This window comes from Campylobacter sp. RM12654, from assembly GCF_020137585.1.
Classification (GTDB): Bacteria; Campylobacterota; Campylobacteria; order Campylobacterales; family Campylobacteraceae; genus Campylobacter_E.
On the sequence record NZ_JACGAR010000003.1, the window covers coordinates 1 to 23,262 of the forward strand.

22 protein-coding genes are annotated in these 23,262 nt (G+C 26.7%); 15 read left to right on the plus strand and 7 right to left on the minus strand.

Annotation, left to right across the window (positions count from 1 at the left end; all coding sequences use genetic code 11):
* On the plus strand, nucleotides 1–829 hold an 829-nt coding region (locus AVBRAN12654_RS01400; protein WP_336613787.1), incomplete at its 5' end, for a BspA family leucine-rich repeat surface protein.
* A gap of 11 nt (nucleotides 830–840) precedes the next feature.
* Entirely contained in the window at nucleotides 841–2,766 is a 1,926-nt protein-coding gene (locus tag AVBRAN12654_RS01405) for a BspA family leucine-rich repeat surface protein (RefSeq protein ID WP_336613788.1), read from the plus strand.
* A 166-nt stretch (nucleotides 2,767–2,932) separates the two neighbouring features.
* Here the strand turns inward: AVBRAN12654_RS01405 and AVBRAN12654_RS01410 are convergent, their stop codons facing one another.
* From AVBRAN12654_RS01410 to selA, 4 genes are read right to left on the minus strand one after another with little or no spacing between them, the layout of a single operon-like run.
* Nucleotides 2,933–3,124 (minus strand): type II toxin-antitoxin system HicA family toxin, encoded by a 192-nt coding sequence (locus AVBRAN12654_RS01410; RefSeq protein WP_214149746.1) that lies wholly within the window; start codon nucleotides 3,122–3,124, stop codon nucleotides 2,933–2,935.
* A complete protein-coding gene (locus AVBRAN12654_RS01415) occupies nucleotides 3,117–3,332 on the minus strand; it encodes a type II toxin-antitoxin system HicB family antitoxin (RefSeq protein WP_214149745.1) in 216 nt (71 codons plus the stop codon). The genes AVBRAN12654_RS01410 and AVBRAN12654_RS01415 overlap by 8 nt, the downstream gene beginning before the upstream one ends.
* Before the next feature lies 1 nt (nucleotide 3,333).
* On the minus strand, nucleotides 3,334–3,771 hold the full coding sequence (bcp, locus tag AVBRAN12654_RS01420) for a thioredoxin-dependent thiol peroxidase (RefSeq protein WP_214120049.1): 438 nt from the start codon (nucleotides 3,769–3,771) through the stop codon (nucleotides 3,334–3,336).
* Nucleotides 3,772–3,773: 2 nt separating this feature from the next.
* Nucleotides 3,774–5,060, minus strand: a complete 1,287-nt coding sequence (selA, locus tag AVBRAN12654_RS01425; protein WP_336613789.1) for an L-seryl-tRNA(Sec) selenium transferase — start codon at nucleotides 5,058–5,060, stop codon at nucleotides 3,774–3,776.
* 48 nt (nucleotides 5,061–5,108) lie between these two features.
* Here selA and AVBRAN12654_RS01430 point away from each other — a divergent pair, with 48 nt between their 5' ends.
* The 3 genes from AVBRAN12654_RS01430 to AVBRAN12654_RS01440 are packed head-to-tail and all read left to right on the plus strand — an operon-like array spanning nucleotide 5,109 to nucleotide 7,869.
* Nucleotides 5,109–6,719 (plus strand): 4Fe-4S binding protein, encoded by a 1,611-nt coding sequence (locus tag AVBRAN12654_RS01430; RefSeq protein WP_267525513.1) that lies wholly within the window; start codon nucleotides 5,109–5,111, stop codon nucleotides 6,717–6,719.
* Nucleotide 6,720: 1 nt separating this feature from the next.
* Complete coding sequence (locus AVBRAN12654_RS01435; RefSeq protein ID WP_336606918.1) at nucleotides 6,721–7,404, plus strand: hypothetical protein; 684 nt, start codon at nucleotides 6,721–6,723, stop codon at nucleotides 7,402–7,404.
* Between the two features lie 18 nt (nucleotides 7,405–7,422).
* The gene (locus AVBRAN12654_RS01440) at nucleotides 7,423–7,869 is read left to right on the plus strand and encodes a low molecular weight protein-tyrosine-phosphatase (RefSeq protein ID WP_214120053.1); all 447 of its coding nucleotides are present in this window, start codon (nucleotides 7,423–7,425) and stop codon (nucleotides 7,867–7,869) included.
* A gap of 14 nt (nucleotides 7,870–7,883) precedes the next feature.
* Here AVBRAN12654_RS01440 and AVBRAN12654_RS01445 read toward each other — a convergent pair whose 3' ends face one another.
* Genes AVBRAN12654_RS01445 through trpS form a run of 3 tightly spaced genes read right to left on the minus strand, consistent with a single transcriptional unit; the run spans nucleotide 7,884 to nucleotide 12,370 of the window.
* Nucleotides 7,884–10,136, minus strand: a complete 2,253-nt coding sequence (locus AVBRAN12654_RS01445; protein WP_336613790.1) for a tetratricopeptide repeat protein — start codon at nucleotides 10,134–10,136, stop codon at nucleotides 7,884–7,886.
* Nucleotides 10,137–10,144: 8 nt separating this feature from the next.
* On the minus strand, nucleotides 10,145–11,392 hold the full coding sequence (gene serS / locus AVBRAN12654_RS01450) for a serine--tRNA ligase (RefSeq protein WP_336613791.1): 1,248 nt from the start codon (nucleotides 11,390–11,392) through the stop codon (nucleotides 10,145–10,147).
* Nucleotides 11,393–11,401: 9 nt separating this feature from the next.
* Entirely contained in the window at nucleotides 11,402–12,370 is a 969-nt protein-coding gene (trpS, locus tag AVBRAN12654_RS01455) for a tryptophan--tRNA ligase (RefSeq protein ID WP_214116695.1), read from the minus strand.
* A 75-nt stretch (nucleotides 12,371–12,445) separates the two neighbouring features.
* On the opposite strand from trpS, the gene AVBRAN12654_RS01460 reads away from it, so the two are divergent.
* From AVBRAN12654_RS01460 to AVBRAN12654_RS01505, 10 genes are read left to right on the plus strand one after another with little or no spacing between them, the layout of a single operon-like run.
* Complete coding sequence (locus AVBRAN12654_RS01460; protein ID WP_336613792.1) at nucleotides 12,446–13,375, plus strand: NAD(P)-binding domain-containing protein; 930 nt, start codon at nucleotides 12,446–12,448, stop codon at nucleotides 13,373–13,375.
* Between the two features lie 2 nt (nucleotides 13,376–13,377).
* Nucleotides 13,378–15,516, plus strand: coding sequence for a hypothetical protein (locus tag AVBRAN12654_RS01465; protein ID WP_336613793.1), 2,139 nt, complete (start codon nucleotides 13,378–13,380; stop codon nucleotides 15,514–15,516).
* A complete protein-coding gene (locus tag AVBRAN12654_RS01470) occupies nucleotides 15,513–16,196 on the plus strand; it encodes a tRNA1(Val) (adenine(37)-N6)-methyltransferase (RefSeq protein ID WP_214120057.1) in 684 nt (227 codons plus the stop codon). Before AVBRAN12654_RS01465 ends, AVBRAN12654_RS01470 begins: the two co-directional genes overlap by 4 nt.
* A complete protein-coding gene (locus AVBRAN12654_RS01475) occupies nucleotides 16,183–16,548 on the plus strand; it encodes a YkgJ family cysteine cluster protein (RefSeq protein ID WP_214116687.1) in 366 nt (121 codons plus the stop codon). The genes AVBRAN12654_RS01470 and AVBRAN12654_RS01475 overlap by 14 nt, the downstream gene beginning before the upstream one ends.
* Nucleotides 16,530–17,912, plus strand: a complete 1,383-nt coding sequence (locus AVBRAN12654_RS01480; protein ID WP_336606914.1) for a tetratricopeptide repeat protein — start codon at nucleotides 16,530–16,532, stop codon at nucleotides 17,910–17,912. Before AVBRAN12654_RS01475 ends, AVBRAN12654_RS01480 begins: the two co-directional genes overlap by 19 nt.
* Nucleotides 17,900–18,370, plus strand: coding sequence for a hypothetical protein (locus tag AVBRAN12654_RS01485; protein ID WP_336613794.1), 471 nt, complete (start codon nucleotides 17,900–17,902; stop codon nucleotides 18,368–18,370). The genes AVBRAN12654_RS01480 and AVBRAN12654_RS01485 overlap by 13 nt, the downstream gene beginning before the upstream one ends.
* Nucleotides 18,342–18,812: an HIT family protein gene (locus tag AVBRAN12654_RS01490; protein WP_336613795.1), complete on the plus strand. Its 471-nt coding sequence runs from the start codon at nucleotides 18,342–18,344 to the stop codon at nucleotides 18,810–18,812. Before AVBRAN12654_RS01485 ends, AVBRAN12654_RS01490 begins: the two co-directional genes overlap by 29 nt.
* Nucleotides 18,799–19,779, plus strand: coding sequence for a tRNA 2-selenouridine(34) synthase MnmH (mnmH, locus tag AVBRAN12654_RS01495; protein WP_336613796.1), 981 nt, complete (start codon nucleotides 18,799–18,801; stop codon nucleotides 19,777–19,779). The genes AVBRAN12654_RS01490 and mnmH overlap by 14 nt, the downstream gene beginning before the upstream one ends.
* Before the next feature lie 22 nt (nucleotides 19,780–19,801).
* Nucleotides 19,802–21,079, plus strand: coding sequence for a DUF262 domain-containing protein (locus AVBRAN12654_RS01500; protein WP_336613797.1), 1,278 nt, complete (start codon nucleotides 19,802–19,804; stop codon nucleotides 21,077–21,079).
* A complete protein-coding gene (locus AVBRAN12654_RS01505) occupies nucleotides 21,079–23,160 on the plus strand; it encodes a DUF262 domain-containing protein (protein WP_336613798.1) in 2,082 nt (693 codons plus the stop codon). Before AVBRAN12654_RS01500 ends, AVBRAN12654_RS01505 begins: the two co-directional genes overlap by 1 nt.
* Nucleotides 23,161–23,262 lie beyond the last annotated feature (102 nt).

Below are 23,262 nucleotides of genomic sequence, written 5' to 3' on the forward strand. Positions count from 1 at the left end.
CAATGCCTTTAATAGCGATATTAATTTTAATACGCATTGTGTTGTTGATATGTCAATGATGTTTGATAATTGCACTAATTTTAATAAAGTTCTTAACTTTAATACTATTAATGTTAAAAATATGAATGCTATGTTTTATAACTGCATTAATTTCAATCAAAGCCTTAATTTTGATACCAAAAACACTCTTAATATGAGCGAAATGTTTGCAGAATGTAAAAATTTCAATAGTTCATTAGATTTAAATACTGCTAATGTTAATAATATGAGTTATATGTTTTATAACTGCATTAATTTTAATCAAAGCCTTAACTTTAATACCGAGAATGTTTTTAAAATGAATGCTATGTTTTATAATTGTGTAAATTTTAATCAAAGCCTTGACTTTAATACCGAGAATGTTTTTGATATGAGTGAAATGCTTTATAACTGCATTAATTTTAATCAAGAAATCAATCTCAATAGCAAAAAAACGCACAATATGAGCTCAATGTTTTATAATTGTATTAATCTAAATAAGCCAATTAATCTTAAAACTTCAAATGTTATCAATATGAATAGAATGTTTTGTAATTGCTCTAATTTTAATCAAGAACTCACATTTGATACAAAGCTAGTAAAGGATATGTTTTATATGTTTAAAGACTGCGTTAGTCTTAATAAAACTTTTCATTTTAATTTAAATAAAATAGAAAAATTCAACGATAAAAATACTATGAAAATTAATTTAAAAACCTATATAAAAAATATGATTTTAAAAAATTGCCCTGCAATTATTGAAATTCCTAATTCAAATTACACGAATTTAAATCAATCAAATCACAAATAAAAGGAGAATAAATGTCAAAAACAAATGAATTAAAATACAAGCCTAAAAATAAAAAAGAATTAAAGGCTTTAGTAAGTAATGAGAGTATAAATCTAGCTGATATTGATACGAGTTTGATAACTAATATGAGTGAGCTTTTTAAAGATAGTGAGCGAAAAGACTTTAGTGGCATAAATACTTGGGACACTTCTAGGGTAAAAAATATGTGCAGTATGTTTGAAAATTGTAAAAACTTCAATCAAGCTTTAGATTTTGATACTAGAAATGTAACTAATATGAGTAAGATGTGTTATGATTGTGAGAATTTTAATCAGCCTTTAGATTTTGATACTAGGAATGTAACTGATATGAGTGGGATGTTTGATAGATGTAAGAATTTTAATCAGCCTTTAGATTTTGATACTAGCAATGTAACTGATATGAGTTGGATGTTTTTTGATTGTATAAATTTTAATCAAACTTTAGATTTTGATACTAATAATGTAACTAATATGAGTGGGATGTTTTTTAGTTGTAAGAATTTTAATCAGCCTTTAGATTTTGATACTAGAAATGTAACTGATATGAGTGGGATGTTTTCTGGATGTAAGAATTTTAATCAAGCTTTAAACTTTGATACTAGAAATGTAACTGATATGAGTGGGATGTTTTCTAGATGTGATAATTTTAATCAAACTTTAGATTTTGATACTAATAATGTAACTAATATGAGTGGGATGTTTACTGGATGTGATAATTTTAATCAACCTTTAAATTTTGATACTAGTAATGTAACTAATATGAGTTGGATGTTTTATGAATGTAAGAATTTTAACCAAGCTTTAAACTTTGATACTAGAAATGTAACTAGTATAAGAGAGATGTTTTCTTTTTGCGAGAATTTTAATCAGCCTTTAGATTTTGATACTAGAAATGTAACTGATATGAGTAGAATGTTTACTGGATGTGATAATTTTAATCAACCTTTAGATTTTGATACTAGTAATGTAACTGATATGAGTTGGATGTTTAAATGGTGTGAGAAATTTAATAAACCTTTAAATTTTGATACTAGTAATGTAACTAATATGAGTGAAATGTTTTATAAATGTAAGAATTTTAACCAAGCTTTAGATTTTGATACTAGTAATGTAACTGATATGAGTTGGATGTTTTATGGTTGTGATAATTTTAATCAGCCTTTAGATTTTGATACTAGTAATGTAACTGATATGGGTTGGATGTTTAAATGGTGTGAGAAATTTAATAAACCTTTAAATTTTGATACTAGAAATGTAACTAATATGAGTTGGATGTTTTCTTTTTGCGAGAATTTTAATCAGCCTTTAGATTTTGATACTAGAAATGTAACTGATATGAGTGGGATGTTTAGCGAATGTAAGAATTTCAATCAGACTTTAGATTTTGATACTAGTAATGTAAATAATATGCACCGAATGTTTTTTAATTGTATAAATTTTAATCAAGCTTTAAACTTTGATACTAGTAATGTAACTGATATGAGTGCGATGTTTTGTGGGTGCGAAAGTTTTAATCAAGCAATCAATTTTAACATTTCAAAAGCTAATATTTATGGGCTTATATTTAGATGTTATGCATATAAACAAGAAATTAATTTTGCTAACGATACACTAATAAAAAGCGTTTATAAACCTAAAACAAAAGAAGAATTAAAAGCCTTAGTAGATAATGAGAGTATAAATTTAGGCGAAATTGATACGAGTTTAATAACCGATATGAGTAGATTATTTTATAAATCAAAAAGAAAAAACTTTCAAGGAATAAACACTTGGAATATTACTAATGTAAAGGATATGAGCTATATGTTTTATAAATGTAAAGGCACTTATAAGATTAATTTTGCTATCTTTAGCGATGTTAATACCAAATATATGTTTGATCATAGCAACCTTGATGATTACATTATTAGGAATTAAATTCCTAATAAATCCTTATTAAGTCTTGCGGCAAAACCTGTTGCTTTGTGATTTTTATACTCTATTCTTTAAAACTTCTTTTAAAATATTTGCTAAGCATTGTTATTTTAAAATCCCACTAATTAAACAAAATCTAATTTAATAATTTCATCTAAAGTATTAAAAATCATTTTATAAGCTCTAAAACTTGCTTTATTATTTTTGGGTGTAAGGTTTTGCCGCTGTGAAAAGGTAAAACCATTCTTAAATTATCTTTATAATATATCTTATGGCTACCTTTTTGTCTATCAAAAATAAAGCCGTTTTCTAAAAGCAATTTTTCACATTCTTTAGCAGTAAGCACTGGTAATTCAGGCATATTTGCCAACTTGCAAAGGAACTATAGAAACAAAAGCATTTAAAAGCTTTAATCTCTCATCATCACTTAAGCTCTCTAAATATAATTCGCTTGCTTCTTTTATGTTTTCTAACGCTTCTTCGTAAGTATCGCCTTGCGAAACGCAGCCTTTTAGAGCAGGAACATAAGCATAATAACCATTCTCATCTTTTTCTATGATTGCATTCATTTTATTCTCCTAATAAATCCTTATTAAGTCTTGCGGCAAAGCCTGTTGCTTTGTGGTTTTTGTATTCTTTAATGATTTCGCCGTTTTCATCTAGGATAAAGCACGAGCGAATAAGCCCTTCGTATTCTTTACCATAATTTTTCTTAATCCCCCAAGCACCAAATAGCTTAGCCACTTCTTTAAATTCATCGCTTAATAAAATCTGATTTAAGCCGTATTCAGCTTTAAATTTCGCTAGTTTTTCACACTTATCAGGGCTAATTCCAATCAGCACATATCCTGCATTAAGCAATTTATCAAAACTCTCACTTAATTCACAATTTTGCTTGGTACAACCTGGAGTGTAAGCTTTTGGATAAAAAAACACTATCACCTTTTTACCGCGAAAATCACTTAGATTAATCGCTACTTCATCTTGATTTAATAAAGTAAATTCCATATTTAATCCTTTAAAACTTCTTTTATGATATTTGCTAAGCATTCTAATTGATTAGGTAAAACGCTCCTTAAATCAATTATTATGCTATCTTTATCATAATTAGCCACTACGCCTTTATTTAAAAGTTCGTTTATCTTGCTTTTATTAGCCTTAATTTTTAAAGCATAGCCGCTTAGTAATTTTTCAGGCATTGAGCCACCCCCTACTAGGCTTTTGCTCTCTATAATTTCGCCAAAATTGATTAGCTCTTGCAAGGTTTTTGCTTTGTTTAAGACTTGAGATTTTGTATCATTTAATAAAGCTAGGCTTGGTAGATTTGCATAGTCTTTATTTAAATAATTTTTAACAGCTTTTGTAAGTATTAATAAGCTAGTTTTATTTAGCCTAAACATTCTTAAAAGCTGATTTTTGCGTAATTTTTCAATTAGTTCTTTTTTACCTAAAATAATTCCTGCTTGAGTGCTAGAAAATAATTTATCCCCACTAAATGAAACCAAGCTAATACCTTTAGATATTAGGCTTTTTACACTAGGTTCATCCCTTAAACTATCATTTATTAAATCCACATAGCCACTACCTAAATCATAATAAAATATTTTTTCATTTTTACAAGCTAAATCATTTAGGCTAATCGCATCTACTTCTTGACTAAATCCACCGATATAAAAGTTTGATTTATGAGTTTTTAAAATCATTTTTGCATTGTTTAATTCAGCTTCATAATCGCTCATCTTAGTCTTATTAGTAGTCCCTACTTCAATAAGCTTTGTTCCACTTTCACGCATCACATCGCTTACTCTAAATCCCCCACCAATTTCTACTAGCTCGGCTCTACTTGTAATTACACCTTCGTTTTTACCTAAAGTATTTAATACTAAAAACACAGCAGCAGCGTTATTATTTACCACAAGTGCATCTTCGCAACCAAAAAGCATTTTTAAATAAAATATGAGATTTTCATCTCTTTTACCCCTTGCATTGCTTTCTAAATCAAATTCTAAATTAATATTATTAGTATGAAAAGCCTTTAATTCATCATAATCACTCTCGCTCATTAAAGCACGACCAAGATTTGTATGAAGCACCACACCAGTAGCATTTATCAATGCTCTTGGCTCTTTTAATAGCCTTTTATTAATTCTTTCATTAAGCTCTTTGAGTATCATCTCGTAACTTTGCTCTTTATTAGTAGCTCTTAGTTCATTTATTAATTCTTTAGCCAAAAAGCTAACTAAAAAACTAGGTTTATCATTAAAGGCATTAATTAATTTTGATATTTGTGGTAGCATTTTAAAATCCTTAAATATTTTTTAAAATACTAGCAAGGAAAGGTAAAAATGAAAGAATTTGCATATTTAAAAAAGGCTGATTTTATAGATGATTTAGGCAAAAATATAGCCGTTATAAATAGCCCTACTAGTGAGAAATTTCTAATAGCAAATGATAAGGCTTTAAATGCTTTAATCTATGCTCCTGAAATTGATTTTTATATAAAAAACTCAAGTGCTTTTAATAATGAAAAATTAGAAAAATTATATGAAGCAAGAGCTATTAATTATGATTATTCAAGTGAGATTAATTTATATGCGAATATTGATAAAAGAATTTGCATATTATTTGATGATAAAGATTTAAAAAATAAATTAATAGATAATGGTTATAAGGCTGTTTGCGTTAGTGAATTTGAGTTTGTTTATGGTGGGATTGGCTCACTTGTAGTAGTTACTAAAGAAGGCGAATTAGATTGTGATTTAGCTATTTCACAAACAAAACTAAACAATCACGCAGTATTAATAAATCATGAAAATATATTGCAAGATTTAAATTCTTTAACGGGTAAAATTAGCTTTACAAGAAAGATTGAGTTTAATTCAAGTTTATGCCAATTAGATGGGCGTAGGAGTGAGCATTGTGGTTGGTGCGTTGAAGCCTGTCCTAGCGTGGCTTTAAGCACTGATGATAAAAAAATCATAATAAGCGAAATTGATTGTATTAATTGCGCAAAATGCGTAAGCGTATGTCCTACTAATGCACTTGAGTTTTGTGAGTTTAATAAAGATTGCATAAAAGAAATTAGCAAAATCTATGAAAACGAGCAAATAATAATAACTCAAAATTATGATAATGATTTTAATATAAAGCATTTTTTACCATTTAATATACCTTTTGATTTATTAGATGAATTAATACTTTTACATTTAATAAACACAAGTGGTAAAAGCATTGCTATAGTTGGAGATATTAGCGAATTTTTAGCCGAAAAAATCAACTTAGTAAATGATATTTGCAAGGCAATCACAGGAAAAATAGCTATATATGTAAATGCAAATTTAGATGAAATTCCAAATGAATTGATAAAAGAATTTAAATCAAGCGAAAGTAATTTTAGACTAAATAAAAGAGAGCTTTTTGGCTTAAAAATCTCTTCTATGTTAAATAATTTAGATAAAGGCGTAATCACTGCTAAAAATTATGCAAAAATTAGCATAAATGAAAGCACTTGCACCCTTTGTGCTTCTTGTGCTGGGGCTTGTAATACGAATGCAATTTTAGCTGATAGTAAAGAAAATGCTATTAAATTTAACGCATCATTATGCACAAGTTGTGGATATTGTATAAATTCTTGTGCTGAAAAAGATACTATTTTTATACAAAATGATATTTTAGAACTAAATCCGATTAGCTTTACTCATAAAACTTTAGCTAAAGATGAATTATTTGCTTGTATTGAGTGTGGTAAAGAATTTGCTACTAAAAAATCAATTGATAAAATAGCTGGTATTTTAGGGGCTGCTTTTAGCTCTGATGTTACGAAAAAATACTCGCTTTATTGCTGTGCTGATTGTAAGGCTAAGATAATGATGCTAAAACAAGCTCAAGTTTTTGATGATACAAATAGTTTTTTTGCACCACTTGAAGAAAAATTAAATAAATTTTTGAAAGGTTAAAATGAACGAAGAATTAAATATAACTAGGTCATATTTTTACGAATTTTGTGCTAGAGCAATTAGCTTTATGAATAATGATGATTTTAATACTTTAAGAGAACAAGCTAAGTTTTTTTATGATAATTTAGATGATTTAAAAGATGATTTTAAAGTAATTTTAGATACTGATTATGCAGCTTATAAAGATGAGCAAAATGCTGTTTTTTATGATTTTTCTTATGTAAATGTGCCTACTGATGCTAGTTTTTATGATGAAGGGCGTGATAATGGCAAAATGAGAATAATTGCAACAGGAATTTTAAAAAGAGCTAATTTAATCAAAAACACGAATCTTAGCGATAATGAAGATAGTATGAATTTTTTGTTTTATCTAGGTAGCGTTTTATGCAAAAATAATGATGAATTATGTCAGGAGCTATTTTCAAGAATTATTAATGAAGTTGTAGATGAGTTTTGTGAAAAACTACAAACTCATAAAAACTCAAAAATATTTACTCATATTGCAAATATAATATCTTATTTAATACAAATTGAAAGGGCATTTTATAGTGTAAATGCACCTGCTAAAAAAGAATCGGTTGCTGATATTGCATTACAAAGAATACCTTATGAACCAAGACTTCCAACCGAGTTTTCAAAAATCAATATGAGTGAGCTAACTAGCTTTAAAGAAAATATAGAATAAGTTTTATAAAGGAATAAAATGAAGATAATGTTTGTATGTTTAGGCAATATTTGTCGCTCCCCTATGGCTGAGTTTATTATGAAAGACTTATGCAAAAATAAAGAATTTAAAATAACAAGTTCAGGAACAGCAGGTTATCACGATGGAGAAGATATGCATATAGGCACGAAAAAACTTTTAAAAAATAAAAATATTGAATGCGATAATTTCGTATCAAAAAAACTCACAAAAAAATTATGCCAAGAATATGATTTAATCCTTACTATGGACGAGAGTAATTATAAAGATGTTTTAAATAATTTTTATGAGTTTAAAGACAAAGTAAAACCAATATGTTCTTATTGTGATTTAGGATATAAAAATGTGCCTGACCCTTGGTATACAAATAATTTTGATGAAGTTTATATGATTTTAAATAATGCTTGCAAAAACATTTTAAAAGAAATTGAAAATAATAAGATTTAGCTAAAAACTAAATCTTATCTAAATATCTGAAATGTAAAAAACTCTGATTTGTATTCATCATTCATTTTCTCATATTGTGATATAGCTGATTCATAATTTTTTGCTTCGTGATAAAGTAAAGCTAAAGCCAATCTTGATTCAAGATTGCTTGGATTTTTTACACGAGATAGCTCAAGTAAGGCTATAGCTGAATTATTATGCCCTGCTCCAATAGCTGCAACACTAGCTAAAAATAAAATATCAGAATCTTCAATATGATAATCATCAATCAAACTATTATAAATTGCAAAACTCTCTTCAAATTCATTAGCATAAATATCTATATAAGCAAGTGCTTTTAAAGCTCCTATGTCTTCATTAGTTTTTAAATATTGCTTTAATTTTTCTCTTTCTTGTTGTAAAAGACCTGAAATCTGCATTAATTTTACATAGTTATACCCTACTATTTTAGCACCACCAAATAATGAGCGATAATCTAATTTTTTGTTGAGAAAATACATTTGAACATCTTTAGCATAGGCTTTTACATCTTTTTTATTATTTTTTAAAGAAAAATATAAAATATTTGCGATTATGTCATTATCACTTAAGTCTATTAAAACTTTTGATTTATCTATCATCTTATCATAATCATTTTGCATATAAAATCCAAGAATTTCTAAACTAATATTGCTAATATTATTTGTATTAGTTTGGTTCAAAAAACCTTGCATATTTACATAATCTTTTTTCTTAATTGAAAGCAATGCTAAATAATAATTTCTATCTTTTTCATCTTCAACATAATTTAAATTATATTGTAAATCTTGCTCTAATTTCGTAGTATCATCATATAACAAATCCGAACAAAATAAAGCATAAATTCCTGCTCTTAAATCCTTAGGGTCTAAATGATAACTAGCTAAAAAGTGTTTTTTTGCTAAATCATATTTGCCTAAGAGTGCATATGCTAAACCTAAATCATATTGCAAAATACTATGCTGTGGATAAAGCTTTACTAATTCTTCTAATAACTCACTAGCACTCTTTATATCATAACTAAAAGCATAATTTAAAGCTTTTGTAATTTGTATATTTATCTTTGATAAAGTTTGACTATTTTTAAGATAATTTGAGCTTTTATCTAAATCATCTAAGTAAATATTAACATTTGCCTTATTTATCATTTTAGTCGCACTTGTCGCATCAAATACTTTAAAAGGCGAAAAATAAAATATCAAATCATATTTTTGTTGCTTTGAATCTATAAAGGTTTTTTCATAAGTATGTTGAGCGTAATTTATATCAAATATCCTATCATCTATGGTTGTTTTGACATTATAACTTGACTTAAGCCACTCTAAATCATTTTTTTCTAATTCTTTTAAAAACCTTGAAGCTTCTTGATATTCTGCTAATTTTATATCAACTAAAGCTAAAGCTAATTTTGTCTCTTTTGGTTTTATTCTTTTTTCAAGTGCATTTTTTAAATAAAATCTTGCTTTGTTATATTCAGCATTTCTTGCATAAAGTAATCCTAAAGATAAATTTTTATCATAAGAATCTTGTAAATTAATCTCTCTTATAGAATCAGAACTTTTATTAAATGAGCTTAATATTTTTGCTCTTAAATATCTTGCGTCGTTTTGATAAAGTGGATGGATTTGTTTATTTAATGCTTGTAAAGCTTCAGGATAAAATCCTTTATAAAAATTCACTAAACCTAAGTAATAATAATAAAGGCTTGAGTTTTTTTCATTACTTAAATAAGAATATGCTAAATCTATATAATATTTAAATTCTTTATCTTTTTGTAATTTTAAAGCACAAACAGCAGCATTTAAAGCAGCCACCGTGTTATTTTCATTATTTTCTAAAGCCTTTTGAAAACTCTCTAAAGCTCCTTTATAGTTTGCTTGTTTCATTCTTGAAACTCCTAAATTATAATGCGAAAAACTCTCATTATATTTAGCTATATTTTCATATATTTTTAAAGCTTCGCTTTTGTTTCCACTCTCGTATAAAGCATTGGCTTTTGCCACCATTAAATCTAATTTTTGGCTTTTAAATTGTTGAATGCTTATTTTTGGCTCTATTAGCTCATTTTGCTCAACTTTAATTTCTTTTGACTTATCTTGAGTAAAAATTAAAAACAGCAAAACTACTAATAAAATAACAATAAGTAAAGAAAGTCCAGCGATTAAAATTATACTTTTTTTGCTGAACTTACTTTGTTTTACTGGAAGAGTATTTCCTTCTTCAATAACAATTACTTGTTCTTCTGTCATACTTTATCTTACATATATTTTTGTAATACTTCAGGTATTGCTATTGTGCCATCTTCTCTTTGATAATTTTCCATAATAGCTACTAAAGTCCTACCTACTGCAAGGCTTGAACCATTTAGTGTATGAGCTAATTTGTTTTTACCATTTTCATCTTTATATCTTATTTTTGCGCGTCTTGCTTGAAAATCATAGCAATTACTAACAGAGCTAATTTCACGATATTTATTTTGTGCTGGTAGCCACACTTCTAAATCAACTGTTTTTCCTGCACTAAAGCCCAAATCCCCACTACAAAGCATTAAATGTCTATGAGCTAAACCTAAGCTTGTTAATAAATCACTTGCACAACTAAGCATATCTTCAAATACTTTATCGCTATCTTCTTGAGTGCTAATGCTTACAAGTTCAACTTTTCCGAATTGGTGCTGGCGGATAATTCCTTTTGTATCACGCCCTGCACTTCCTGCTTCTTTTCTAAAACAAGGTGAATAGCAAGTCATTTTGATAGGCAATTCATTTAAAGGTATAATTTCATCATTATATAGATTTGTTACACTAACTTCACTTGTAGGGATTAAATACAATTCTTCGCCATCAATTTTGAATAAATCATCTTTAAATTTAGGTAATTGTCCTGTGCCAAACATAGTATTAGCATTTACAATATAAGGAGTATTTACAAACTCAAATCCTCTTGAGCGGTTAAAATCTATCATATAATTATATAATGCTCTTTCAAGTCTTGCACCTTCACCGCGTAAAGCTACAAAACGACTTTTAGCAACTTTTACACCACGCTCAAAATCAAGCCAACCAAGTGCCACACCTAAATCATGATGGTCTTTTGGAGTGAAATTAAATGTTGGTGGAGTTAATACCTTTTTAATCTCTACATTTTCTTCTTCATCATTTCCAATAGGCACACAATCAGCTATTAAATTTGGAATACAAGCTGCAATTTCATTTAATTTAGCTTCACTTACGCTTACTTTTTCGTTTAATTCAGCTATTTTTTTCTTATTTTCATCTAAAGACTTTTTAAGCTCACTTATATCTTCTCCTGATTTTGCTTTAAGTCCCATTTCTTTTGAGAATTTGTTTTGAAAACTTTGAGCATTTTCTAATTCTATTTTTAACGCTTTTGTATCATTGTAGCTATCTAATAAACTTTTTAAAACCCCATCATCTACTTTTTTTGCTTTTAATTTTTGATTAAAAACTTCATAATTTTCTTCAATTTTTCTTAAATCTATCATAATTTCTCCTTATAAACTTAAAGCTTTATAAACTTGTTGCATTTTATTTTGCGCTAATATACTAGCTTTTTTTGCACCATCGTTTAATATATCAGCAATTTCTTTACCTTGCAATAATCTTTCATACTCACTTCTAGCCTTGTCAAAATACTCCCAAATAACATCACATAAATACAATTTAAAATGTCCGTATCCTTCTCCACCTTTTTCATACCTTGCACGAAGACTTGCTAAATCATTTTCATCTAAAAATAATTCAGCAATTTTATATATATTACAATTTTTCCAATCCTTAGGCTCTTCAATAGGAGTGCTATCGCTTACTATTTTATTTACTTGTTTTTTAAGTTGTTTATAACTTGTGAAAATATCAATAGTATTGCCATAACTTTTACTCATTTTAGCACCATCTGTGCCTACTATTGTTTGAGTATTTTCATCAACTAATGCTTCAGGGATAGTAAATACATTTCCAAATTCATTATTAAATTTAATTGCAATATCTCTTGTAATTTCTAGGTGTTGAATTTGGTCTTTTCCAACAGGAACTAATGGTGCATCAAACAATAAAATATCAGCCGCCATTAAAACAGGATATGAAAATAAGCCGTGATTTGCACTAAGACCTTTTGCTATTTTATCCTTATATGAATGTGCTCTTTCAAGTAATCCCATAGGAGTAAATTGCGATAGTATCCAATAAAGTTCTAAGACTTCTTTAACATCACTTTGTAAATAAAATATACTTTTATTTGGATTTAATCCTAAAGCTAAAAATGCAGCTGCTGCTTTGTTAATATTATCTTTAAAATTACTAGCTGTTTTTTTATCCTTTAAAATACTTGTCATAGCGTGATAATTTGCAATAAACATTATCATTTCATTATCATTTTGTCTTTTCATCATTGGAGCTATTGCTCCAAAATAATTGCCTATATGCAAATCCCCACTTGGCTGAAGTCCTGTAAAAATTCTCATTTGTTCTCCATATCTTTACTTGTAATTTAAAATTTATGCTTAATATAGAGCAAAAAAATTAATAAAGGAGCTTAAATGCTATATGATTTAGTAGTAATAGGTGCAGGTCCAGCGGGAATTGCAAGTGCTTATGAAGCACATAAAAATGGTTTAAAAAATGTTTTATTAATAGAAAAAGCAGCAGAGAATTGTCAAACTTTTAGAACTTATTATAAAGATGGAAAAAGAGTTGATAAAGTTTATAATAAAATTGATATTCCAAACTTAGGAAATATACCTTTTGAAGATGGAACAAAAGAAAGCTCATTAGAATTATTTACAAGCCTTTGCGATGGTTCTTTTAAAGTAATGTTTTCAAATGAAGTTGAGAAAATCAAGCAAGTTGATGGAAATTTAGTTGTATATTCAAGTAAAGGCGAATTTAAAACAAAAAATGCAGTAATTTCAATAGGTAGAATGGGAAAACCAAATAAACCAAGTTATAAACTACCTTCAAAATTAAGTAAAGTTATCAATTTTAACGCAAACGACGCTAAAGAAAATGAAAAAATCTTAGTAGTTGGTGGTGGTAATAGTGCTGTTGAATACGCTGTTGATTTAAGTAAAAAAGCAAATGTTACATTATGCTATAGAAGAGCTGAATTTAGTAGAATTAATGAGATAAATCATAAAAATGTATATGAAGCAAAACTTACTTTAAAATTAGCAACTGATATTAGCGAAGTAAATGAAGTAGATAACAAACCTGAAGTTACTTATACTAATGGTGAAAAAGAGATTTTTGATAGGATAATTTATGGAATTGGCGGCTCTACTCCAGTTGATTTTCTAACAAATAGTGGAATAGAAATTGATGATAAGGGCGTTCCTACTTTTGATACCAATATGCAAAGTAATGTTAAAAATATTTTCGTAGCAGGAGATATTGCTAGTAAAAATGGAGAAAGCATAATAACTGCTTTAAATCACGCTAAAAAAATTGCTGATTATATTATTAAGGGTTAAGCTTGGCTAAGAAGAATTTAACACTATATAGCTTAGGTGCTTGTGCTGTTATTTTAGGTGGAATTTATTTTGTAATTCCATCTAAAGACACAAAAACAAACCAAACACCAATAAGACCACAAGTAAAAATAGAGCAAAAACAACAAACAAAACAAGTGCAATTGCCAAAACTTGAAGAACAAAACTATAAGATATTAAATGATAGAATTGTAAAGCTTACAAAGCAAATAGAAAGCTTAAAAAATAGCAATACCAAAGCCAATGAAATAGAAAATCTATATCAAGAAATTGAAAAATTAAAAATACAAAACGAACAATTAGAAACTAAGAATAATGAATTAGTTCATCGTTTAAATAACGAAAGTTTATTAGTAAATGAAAATAGCAAAAACTCATATCAGCAAATGATAGATAAGCTAAATGAAGATTTAGCAAATTATAAAAGCGAAAACGATAGTTTAAAATTAAGCTTAAATGATAAAGAAAACGCTGTTAAAAATCTAAATTCTTTACTAGGAACTCTTAGTAATCAAAAACAAATGGACGAATTTGAACACGATAATTTAGCAAGAAAATTGCAAGATGAATTAGATAAAGCAAATGCAAAAATCATAGCAAATCAAAAAAATTACACAGATGTGGTTAAAGAAAATGATATTTTAAAACAAAGAGTAAAAAATCTAGGGAATTTAGAAAGTGTAAATGCTGAATTAAGTAAAGTAAATAATGAACTTAACTTAAAAAATCTTGAATTAAGTAAAGAAATAAAAGCAGCAAGCAAGCTAAATGATGAATTAAAAAGCAATAATAATTCTGATTTTGTAAAGCTTAATTTGGATAATAAAAATCTCCAAGCAAAATTAGATGATGCTAAAACTTCAATATTAAAACTAAATCAAGTTAAAAATGATTTGGAACAAAAATTAGATAATTTGAAAAATATTGAAAAACAAAGAGATGAATTAAAAAATGAAGTTTTTCAAGCAAAACTAGAACTTGAAAAATCTAAAAACGAACAAACTAAAGTGATTAAGGATTTAAGTGATAAAAGCCAAAATTCACTTGATAATCTTACAAAAGAGCTAAATAAAGTTAATGAATCTAATGCTAAATTACAAGATAAAAATACAAAAAATGAAATAGCATTAAAAGATATGCAACTAAAAAATAAAGAACTAGAATTAGACTCAAAGAAAAAAGAAAAAGATTTAAGTGAAACAATAGCAAAACTTCAAAAAATTGATGAGCAATTAAAAGCAAGTAGTGCAAATAATATGGATTTAAAAACAAAATTAGATAATTTACAAAAAGAAAAAATAGAATTAACCACACAATTAAATAAAATTAATAATGAGTTTTTAAACTATAAAAACGATAGCTTAAGTAACAAACAAAACGATGTTAAAGACTTAAATAATAAACTTTACGAAAGTTCAAAAGCTTATGATGAGCTAAATGTAAAATATATAGCTTTAAAAGAAGAATATGCGGCTAAAGAACTAGATAATAATAAAGCAAAACAAGAAAACAAAACACTTTTAGATGAAATTGAACAACTAAAATTAACTATTAGTAAGGATACAAATTCTGAAAGAGTTTTAGCCTTAGAAGAAGAAAAAGATAAGCTATTAAAACAACTAAATGAAATAAATATCAAAACTTTAAATAACTATAATCAAGAAAATAGCGAACTAATAGCAAAAAAAGAAAAAATTCAAGAATTAGAAAAAAAACTTGAATTAGCTCAAAAAGGAAGTTCGTTAAATACAAATAGTTTAAAACTACAAGATACTTTTGTTTGTGATGATATAAAATCAGGAGTAATTGGACTTAGTAAAACTTGCTCGCTTGAACTTGATAAATTCTTAGCAAAATATAATCAAAATTATTTATATGAGATAACTCCTATAATTGATGATAGTGGCTTTAAGAGTTTAAGTGCTATTGATGGAGTTCATATGGCTAGCAAAGAAGTGCAAAGATTAACTCGCTTAGCTAATTTTGGATTATCAAAAGATAGAACAAAAAGTGCAGCAAGTTATATAAAATCAAAAATTCCTAATGCACTAATTAGCTCAAGTTTAGAGCCTGAATACTCAAAAGACAATAAAAAAGGCTTTATTTTAAGAGTTTATAAATGATAATTTATCAATATAAAAACGGCTATCGCTACAATAGTGATAGCATAATTTTATATGATTTTATAAATAAAGATAAGCTTAAAGGAATAGGACTTGATATTGGTGCTGGAAGTGGAATTTTAAGCCTATTATTAAGCGAAAATAAAAATATAAAAATAGATGCAATTGATATTCAAGAAGAAAATGTAAAACTATGCAAAAAAAATTATGAAAAAAATAATCTTGATTATAAAGTAATTTTAGGTGATATTAAAGATTATAAAGTTTATAATTATTATGATTTTATAATCTCTAATCCACCATTTTATTCTAAAATGCAAGCACAAAATAAGCATTTAAATATTTCAAGACATATTGATTTTTTGCCACTTGAAATATTGTTAAAAAGTGCTGATAAATTATTAAAACCAAAAGGTTTTTTATATTTTTGTTATGATGCTAAAAAAATTGATTTAATATTTGAAACCTTAAAAAATACGAATTTAAAATGCGAAATAATAAGATTTATTCACACAAAAGCTGAAAAACCATCAAATTTAGTATTAATTAAAGCAAGAAAATTAAGCAAAAGCGATGTGCTGATTTTGCCACCTTTAATATGTAACGATAGTAATGGCACAACAAAAGAATTTAATTCAATTTATCAAAATATCAAGGTTCAAAGTTATGATTTACAATAAAGATTACTCATATTCATTTGATGAGAGTAAATGCAGTGAGTGTGGCGGTAAGTGTTGCACGGGTGAGAGTGGTTATATATTTTTAACTAGCGATGAAATTATCCAACTAGCTAAGATAAAAAATACAACTTTTAATGATTTTGTTAATAAATATTGCATTAAAGTAGGCGTTAGGTTTAGCTTAATTGAAAAGCCATATAACAATGGCTTTGCTTGTATATTTTTTGATGAAATTAATAAAAATTGTGGAGTATATGAAGCAAGACCTATGCAATGTAGAACATTTCCGTTTTGGGAATATTTTAAAAATAACCTAAAGGAGCTTAAAAAAGAATGTATTGGAGTAAATTAATACTAATCTTATTAGCTAGTATTACTTTTGCTGATAGTATTGATGATTTGCGTTTAAATGCAATGTTAAACGAAAATAATAATGCTAAATTATCTAGCGAATCATATTTAAAATTATATGATGAAACAAAATTAAAAGCTTATTTAGAAAATGGAATAAAACAAGGTTTTATTGCTAATTTAAATATGGATAAAGCAGTAAATACTTTAAGAGATATTGATAAAGATAATAATTTAATCAAAAAACTAGATATTGTTAAATTAGTAGAACAAAAAAATTATAAACAAGCAAAAAAAGAGTATTATAAATTCATATCAAAAAACGAAGATTTTACACTAGCTAATGCTATGAGTAAGGAGCTGTTTAATCAAGGATTAAAAAAAGAAGCCTTACAAATATCTAAAGATTATTATAAAAAATATAGCAATTTATACTCATTATATTTATATATTGAAATGCTTATGGCTAACGAAAAATATAAAGATGTAGTAAAACTAACAGAAGAATTTAATAAAACCGCAGAAGAAAATAATAAAGTAGATACAGAATTAGCTCCTTTTTTATTAATGCGTTTAAATGCTTTAAAAGCTCTTAATATGTGGGAGAAAACGATTAGATTAGACCCTAAAGGCTATTCAGAACAAATATTAAAATTATTTAAAGAAAAAGATTATAAAAATATCAAAGAGTATACTAAATTAGTGCCTATAAATCCTGATTATTCATTGTTTTTGTTGTATAGATTAGAAGCGCTTTATGAACTTAATAATTCTTCAGATATTGATGAGATTTTTAGCTTAGGAATGAAGCTTTATGAATTTACAAATAATAAAGATATTTTATACACAATAACTAAGAAATTATTGGAATTTAACAAGAAAAAAGAGCTTTATGAAATAGCTAATTTAGATGATGAATTAGCTTATAAAGTATATTTTAATTTAAAAGAATATAAAAAACTTAGTGAATTTTTATATCAAAAAGCAATTAAAGAAAATAATAATAGTTATTTAATAGAATCATATATATACGAAATGCTAGATAATCCTAAAGAATTTGATTATTTCAAATTAGATGAATTAGTAGCTAAAGGTGGCGTTGCTCCTAATATGCTAAATATATATGCTTATACAATAATTGATGAGAAAATTGATATTGCAAAAGGTATAAAACTAATACAAAAAGCTTTAGAACAAGAACCTGATAATGCTTATTTTCTTGATACTTTAGCTTGGGGATATTATTTAATAAATGATTGCAAAAACGCACAAGAAACTATGCAAAAAGTATTACAAAACGAAGATGTTTTAAATGAAGATGAAATAAAACTGCATAATCAAAGGATAAATAAATGCAAGAATTAAGCAAAGAAATTCTAATAAAAAGCCTTGGATTTAATCTGTTTTATCCAAGAGATTTAAGCGAATTTAAAAATGAAATAATTAAATTTAGCTATGACTTAAATGATTTAAATGATGCTTTTATTACCAGTAATTTTGATGAGTTAGGTTATGCTAGGCGTTATGTTAAAAAACATTTATTTTATTATTCAAAAAACTTAAGCGAAGATGAATTAATCAAAGCTAGTATTTACGGAGCTGATGGGATTGTTTTGAATAAAATTGCTAATAATGATTTATTAAATCTTGCAAAAAATTGTGGTTTTAGCTTAGGATTTTTAGCTAAAAATAATATAGATTTATTTAAAGCTACCATAAAACAATTTGATATTTTTATTGCTAGCGATAAATTATTAAAAAATGTTCCAAATACTAAATACAAAGGAATTCTTAATGCAACACCTAAAAGCACCTTGGCGTGATAAATATTTTAAAGAAGATAGAAGTTTATGTCCTTTTTGCGAAGATAGTGAAGTGTTAGTTTATGAAGATGAATTATGTAGAGTTTTAATGAATAAATACCCTTATTCTCCAGGACATATTCTAATAACTCCTAGAAAGCATGTTGAGTTTTTAAACGATTTAGATGAGATAACTTGGCTTAGAATGGCAAAAATAGCTAGATTTGCTGAAAATATTATGAGAACAACCTTGCATGCACAAGGAGTAAATATCGGACTTAATTTAAGCGATGCAGCAGGTGCTGGTATAGCAAAACACTTGCATTTGCATGTCTTACCAAGATGGCATAAGGATACTAATTTTATAACCACTATTTGTGATACTAGAGTTATAGGGACTAGCCTAGATGAATTATATTTAAAGATAAAAGAGAGCTTTAAAAACTACAATGCAGCTAATTAGTGCTAAAGAATTTTTAAATACTAATAAAAATATTTTAATAGACGCAAGAAGTCCAAATGAATACAAAAAAGCACATTTAAAAAAATCCTTAAACTTTTTTGCCTTAAATAATGAAGAGCATAAATTAGTAGGGACAAAATATGCTACTAATAAATTTAACGCAAAATTATTAGGAGCTAGTTTTATTTGTAAAAACACAAGCATTCATCTTAAAAAAATACAAAATATAGCAAATCCACATAAAGATGAAATATATATTTATTGTGCTAGGGGCGGTCAGCGAAGTGGTGCGATAGGTCATATTTTAAGCGAGATTGGATTTAAAGTCTATAAATGCGAAGGTGGTTTTAAAGAACTTAGAAACGAGATGATTTCGTACCTTAATAGCTATCAAAATCCTAATTTTGTAAGCCTAGCAGGAAATACAGCTTGTGGTAAAACAAGGCTTTTAAAATTACTTGATAATAAAATAGATTTAGAAAAATTAGCCCATCATTTCGGCTCAACTTTTGGCTCTCGTGGGTTTTTACAACCTAGCCAACAACAATTTGATATAAATCTAATAAATGAATTAAAAGTATTAAAAGATGCAAAAGTATTCATAGAAGCAGAGAGCAAAAACATAGGAACTATAACTTTATTTAATAATTTTTACGAGCAAATGAATAGCGGTATTAAGGTGTTTTGCGAAGCTAGTTTGGATATTAGAGTGCAAAATTGTGTGAATGATTATCAAAACATTAGCTCGGAGTTTTTTTATTTTTGTCTTGAGAGGTTAAAGCCTTATTTAGGAAATGCCTTAGTTTATGAGCTAAGCACTGCTTATAATAATAAGGATTTAAAAAGTGTAGCAAAAATACTTTTAGTCAATTATTATGATAAGGTCTATAAAAAACCTAAGGAATTTGATTTATTATTAAATCTTGATGATTTAGAAAAAGCTAAAAACGAGTTAATGAAATTGTAATTTTATAATCTAAAGGATTTTTATGGATAATGTAAGCTCAAGCATATTAACTTTTAATAAATTAACCGAACTAAACCTTAGCATACCTGATTACCAACGCCCTTATGTATGGGAATTAAAGCAAACAAGAATGCTTTTAAAAGATATTGAAAATAGTGAAAATGGAGCCTTGCTAGGCTCTATTATTTTGCATGAAACTAAACGAGATGATGAGATAATTTATGAAGTGATAGACGGACAGCAAAGGCTAACTACAATTAAGCTTATTTTAATGGCTTCTTTAAACAACCATAATAATTTAAAAGAACTTTTAGAAAAATATAATAACTATTTAAAAGATGTAAGCTTTTTTCATAAAATTTCTCAAGATAATATCAAGAATAATTATGAGTATATTAAAAACTATTTGAGCAACGAAGATAAAGCTAAAGATTTTTTAGAAAAGCTAGAAAAAACTCAATTTATAATAGTAGCTACAACAAAAGCCGATGATGCTTTTATCTTTTTTGACAATACCAACTCAAAAGGCAAAAAGCTAGAAAGCTATGATTTAATAAAAGCTTTTCATCTTCAATCTATCAAAAATGAAAAAACTTTAAATAAATGGGCAAAATATTATGAGGGTTTATCTGAACAAAAATGCAAAACCCAGCCTAATATAAAGACACTTTTATTAAAATTTTTAATTCCTGCAAGACTATGGATAAAAGGAAGTAGTCGAGATAATAATTTTGGAGAAGTTGCCTTTAATGAGCTTTGTTATGAAAACTTAGACGGTAAAAGCTTCTATGATATGGGAATTTTAGCTAATTTTCAATTAGGTGATGAATTTTTTAATTATCTTGAAAAATACGAAAAAATATATAAATCTATTTTAGAAAAAAATAATAATTTTTTTAAGTATCTATGGAAACCACATTCAAAGGTTGGTAATTTAAATACATTTGATGGATTTATGATGTGTTTAGTTTTGTATGAAAGTAAATTTAAAAATTCTAAAGAGATATTACCATCACTATCAAGGATAGTATATTCGCATAGATTACTAGAAGATAGGGTAAATTATCCTAAGAATGCTAAGGGTTTAGTAAAGTATATTTATTTTGCAAGTTATGCTAGTGAAGTGGAAAAACTACTAGAAGAGAAAGGGCAAAAATGCCACGAAGAAGAATTAAAAGCAAATAAAATTATAAAAGCAAAAACTCACAATGAACTAACAGCCTATCTTGATAATTTTTACAAAAATTTTGAAAACAAAATCGTATATAAACATAAATATAATGATGAAAGGGAAAAATAATGTCAAGTAACACTAAATCGTTAATCGCAAGTTTTATTCACAATGATGTTAAAAACAAAACTTTCATAATTCCGCCTTATCAAAGGCTTTATGCTTGGAAAGATGAGCAAATAAAAGCTCTTTTAGATGATTTTGAAAATTGTATTGAACATAATAAAAACCAAGAAGAACAAAAATCTCATTTTATAGGTAATATTGTAGTATCAGAAAATGATGACAAATATATCCTTATAGACGGACAGCAAAGGCTAACTACTATTTGGCTAGTTTTCAAACATTTCGAAAAAAATCATGTTAGTGTAGGAGAATATTTTAATATAGAAATGCCTATTAGAGAAGAAGATACTAAGGCTATAGATGAATATTGCAAAGGTAAATCTTTAGATAAGTGTTTTAATGATACAAACAATACTAATGCAGGTTTTAAGAATGCTTTTAAAACTTTTGAAGTGTATTTCGGTAAAGATAATGAAGAAGATAAGCAACAATTTATTAAATTTATAAGAGAACAAGTTAAGTTCAATCTAGTGATTTTAGGCGATCAAGTGGAGCTAAATAAATATTTTGTAAGAATGAATAATATAGGCGTTCAGCTTGATGGCACAGATATTTTAAAGGCAAGGTTATTAAAACTAATAAGCGATTATGAAGAAAAACAAAATAATACAAACAAAATAAGTGATTGTGAAAAAAGCAAAGCGGAGGGTAAAACAAACAAGGAAAATAAAGTTACAAAATACGCTAGGATATTTGATGAATGTTCGCAGATGAATTATTTTACATTTTGTTACGAAGATAAAAATCAAAACAGCAACATAGAAAATAAAAATCTAAGTATTAAAGATATAATTGATAATCATAAAATAAACAAAGAAAAAGACAAAAAACAAAAAAGAGCCGAGTTTGAGAGCATTATTGATTTCCCTACCTTTGTTTTACATGTTTTTAAGATTTTATCAAGACAAGAATCAACTATTTTTAAAACAGATATAAAAATATCAATAAAAAAAGATAAATTCCTTGAAAACACTTGGGATTGTTTAGAATTTAATAATAATTGTGGAGCAATAATAGCAATAAAAATAATAAGAGCATTAAAAAATTATAGAATTATCTTTGATACCTTTGTGATAAAAAGAAAAGCTGATGATGAAGAAAATGAATATAAATTATGGAATAGATTTAGAAAGTATGATGACAAAAACGATGATTGGAATGAAGTTGATAATACTACTGAATTAAAACTAATCCAAAACTATCTAAGAGTAGCAAGGCGTGGGGATAATACCAACTACCACCACTTTTTAACACATTATTTAGAATTTTGTAAAAACGAAATTATGAGTAAAGAAGGAATAGCTAGAAAAAAATGTTTGAATAAGTTAAAAGATAGTGTTAATACAGATAATCTTAGAAACTACCTAAAAAGCATTGATGACTTTTTGGCATTAAAACAATTAAAAAAGGAAAACAACCCAAAAGAAAACACTCAAAATTTAATTGATATTATTAGTGATATTTCTTTTGATGAAATTAGTAGTAAAAAACAAACAGATATTACAATTTTAAACTTGAAAAATACAAATAAGCCTAATTTTAATTTTTTAAACTACGGCACAAATACCCCGCATTATTGGTTTTATCGTTTAGAGTATTACTTATTAACTGGCGAGCATTTTAGAAATGATAATGAGGATATTAAGGAAGGTTTTAAACAAACCTTAGGAAGTTATCGTTTTAGATATGTTAGTTCAATTGAGCATGTTCATCCACAACATAGCAAAGATGGTGAGGAGTTAAATGCAGATTATTTAGATTGTTTTGGTAATTTAGCCTTAATAAGCAATGGGGAAAATTCAGGATTTAGCAATAAGCAATTTAACGAGAAACAATCACAATTTGATAGCTACTTAAAAAAAGGCTTAGTAATTAGCTTAAAACTTTTAGATATATATAAAAATGAAGAATATCAAAAAGATGAGAAGGGTAATAAGTTGATTAGTCAGATTTGGCAAAAAACCCAAATTGAAGACCACCAAAAACAAATGCTAAAAGTTTTACAAAATTCTTTTATTTGTTAAAAGAATTTGAATTAAAAATTTGACTTAAATTTGTTAAAAAAACACATATGGACATAATCAGGCACTTGATTATGATACAATCGCTAAAATCAAAGGAGTAAA

Bases quoted from the DNA above. Each gene is read 5' to 3' on its own strand.
- AVBRAN12654_RS01405 (WP_336613788.1), top strand. From the start codon at position 841: ATGTCAAAAACAAATGAATTAAAATACAAGCCTAAAAATAAAAAAGAA.
- AVBRAN12654_RS01485 (WP_336613794.1), top strand. From the start codon at position 17,900: ATGCAAGAATTAAGCAAAGAAATTCTAATAAAAAGCCTTGGATTTAAT.
- AVBRAN12654_RS01430 (WP_267525513.1), top strand. From the start codon at position 5,109: ATGAAAGAATTTGCATATTTAAAAAAGGCTGATTTTATAGATGATTTA.
- serS (WP_336613791.1), bottom strand. From the start codon at position 11,392: ATGATAGATTTAAGAAAAATTGAAGAAAATTATGAAGTTTTTAATCAA.
- mnmH (WP_336613796.1), top strand. From the start codon at position 18,799: ATGCAGCTAATTAGTGCTAAAGAATTTTTAAATACTAATAAAAATATT.
- AVBRAN12654_RS01415 (WP_214149745.1), bottom strand. From the start codon at position 3,332: ATGAATGCAATCATAGAAAAAGATGAGAATGGTTATTATGCTTATGTT.
- AVBRAN12654_RS01490 (WP_336613795.1), top strand. From the start codon at position 18,342: ATGCAACACCTAAAAGCACCTTGGCGTGATAAATATTTTAAAGAAGAT.
- AVBRAN12654_RS01505 (WP_336613798.1), top strand. From the start codon at position 21,079: ATGTCAAGTAACACTAAATCGTTAATCGCAAGTTTTATTCACAATGAT.
- trpS (WP_214116695.1), bottom strand. From the start codon at position 12,370: ATGAGAATTTTTACAGGACTTCAGCCAAGTGGGGATTTGCATATAGGC.
- AVBRAN12654_RS01410 (WP_214149746.1), bottom strand. From the start codon at position 3,124: ATGCCTGAATTACCAGTGCTTACTGCTAAAGAATGTGAAAAATTGCTT.
- AVBRAN12654_RS01435 (WP_336606918.1), top strand. From the start codon at position 6,721: ATGAACGAAGAATTAAATATAACTAGGTCATATTTTTACGAATTTTGT.
- AVBRAN12654_RS01475 (WP_214116687.1), top strand. From the start codon at position 16,183: ATGATTTACAATAAAGATTACTCATATTCATTTGATGAGAGTAAATGC.
- bcp (WP_214120049.1), bottom strand. From the start codon at position 3,771: ATGGAATTTACTTTATTAAATCAAGATGAAGTAGCGATTAATCTAAGT.
- AVBRAN12654_RS01480 (WP_336606914.1), top strand. From the start codon at position 16,530: ATGTATTGGAGTAAATTAATACTAATCTTATTAGCTAGTATTACTTTT.
- AVBRAN12654_RS01445 (WP_336613790.1), bottom strand. From the start codon at position 10,136: ATGACAGAAGAACAAGTAATTGTTATTGAAGAAGGAAATACTCTTCCA.
- selA (WP_336613789.1), bottom strand. From the start codon at position 5,060: ATGCTACCACAAATATCAAAATTAATTAATGCCTTTAATGATAAACCT.
- AVBRAN12654_RS01500 (WP_336613797.1), top strand. From the start codon at position 19,802: ATGGATAATGTAAGCTCAAGCATATTAACTTTTAATAAATTAACCGAA.
- AVBRAN12654_RS01460 (WP_336613792.1), top strand. From the start codon at position 12,446: ATGCTATATGATTTAGTAGTAATAGGTGCAGGTCCAGCGGGAATTGCA.
- AVBRAN12654_RS01470 (WP_214120057.1), top strand. From the start codon at position 15,513: ATGATAATTTATCAATATAAAAACGGCTATCGCTACAATAGTGATAGC.
- AVBRAN12654_RS01440 (WP_214120053.1), top strand. From the start codon at position 7,423: ATGAAGATAATGTTTGTATGTTTAGGCAATATTTGTCGCTCCCCTATG.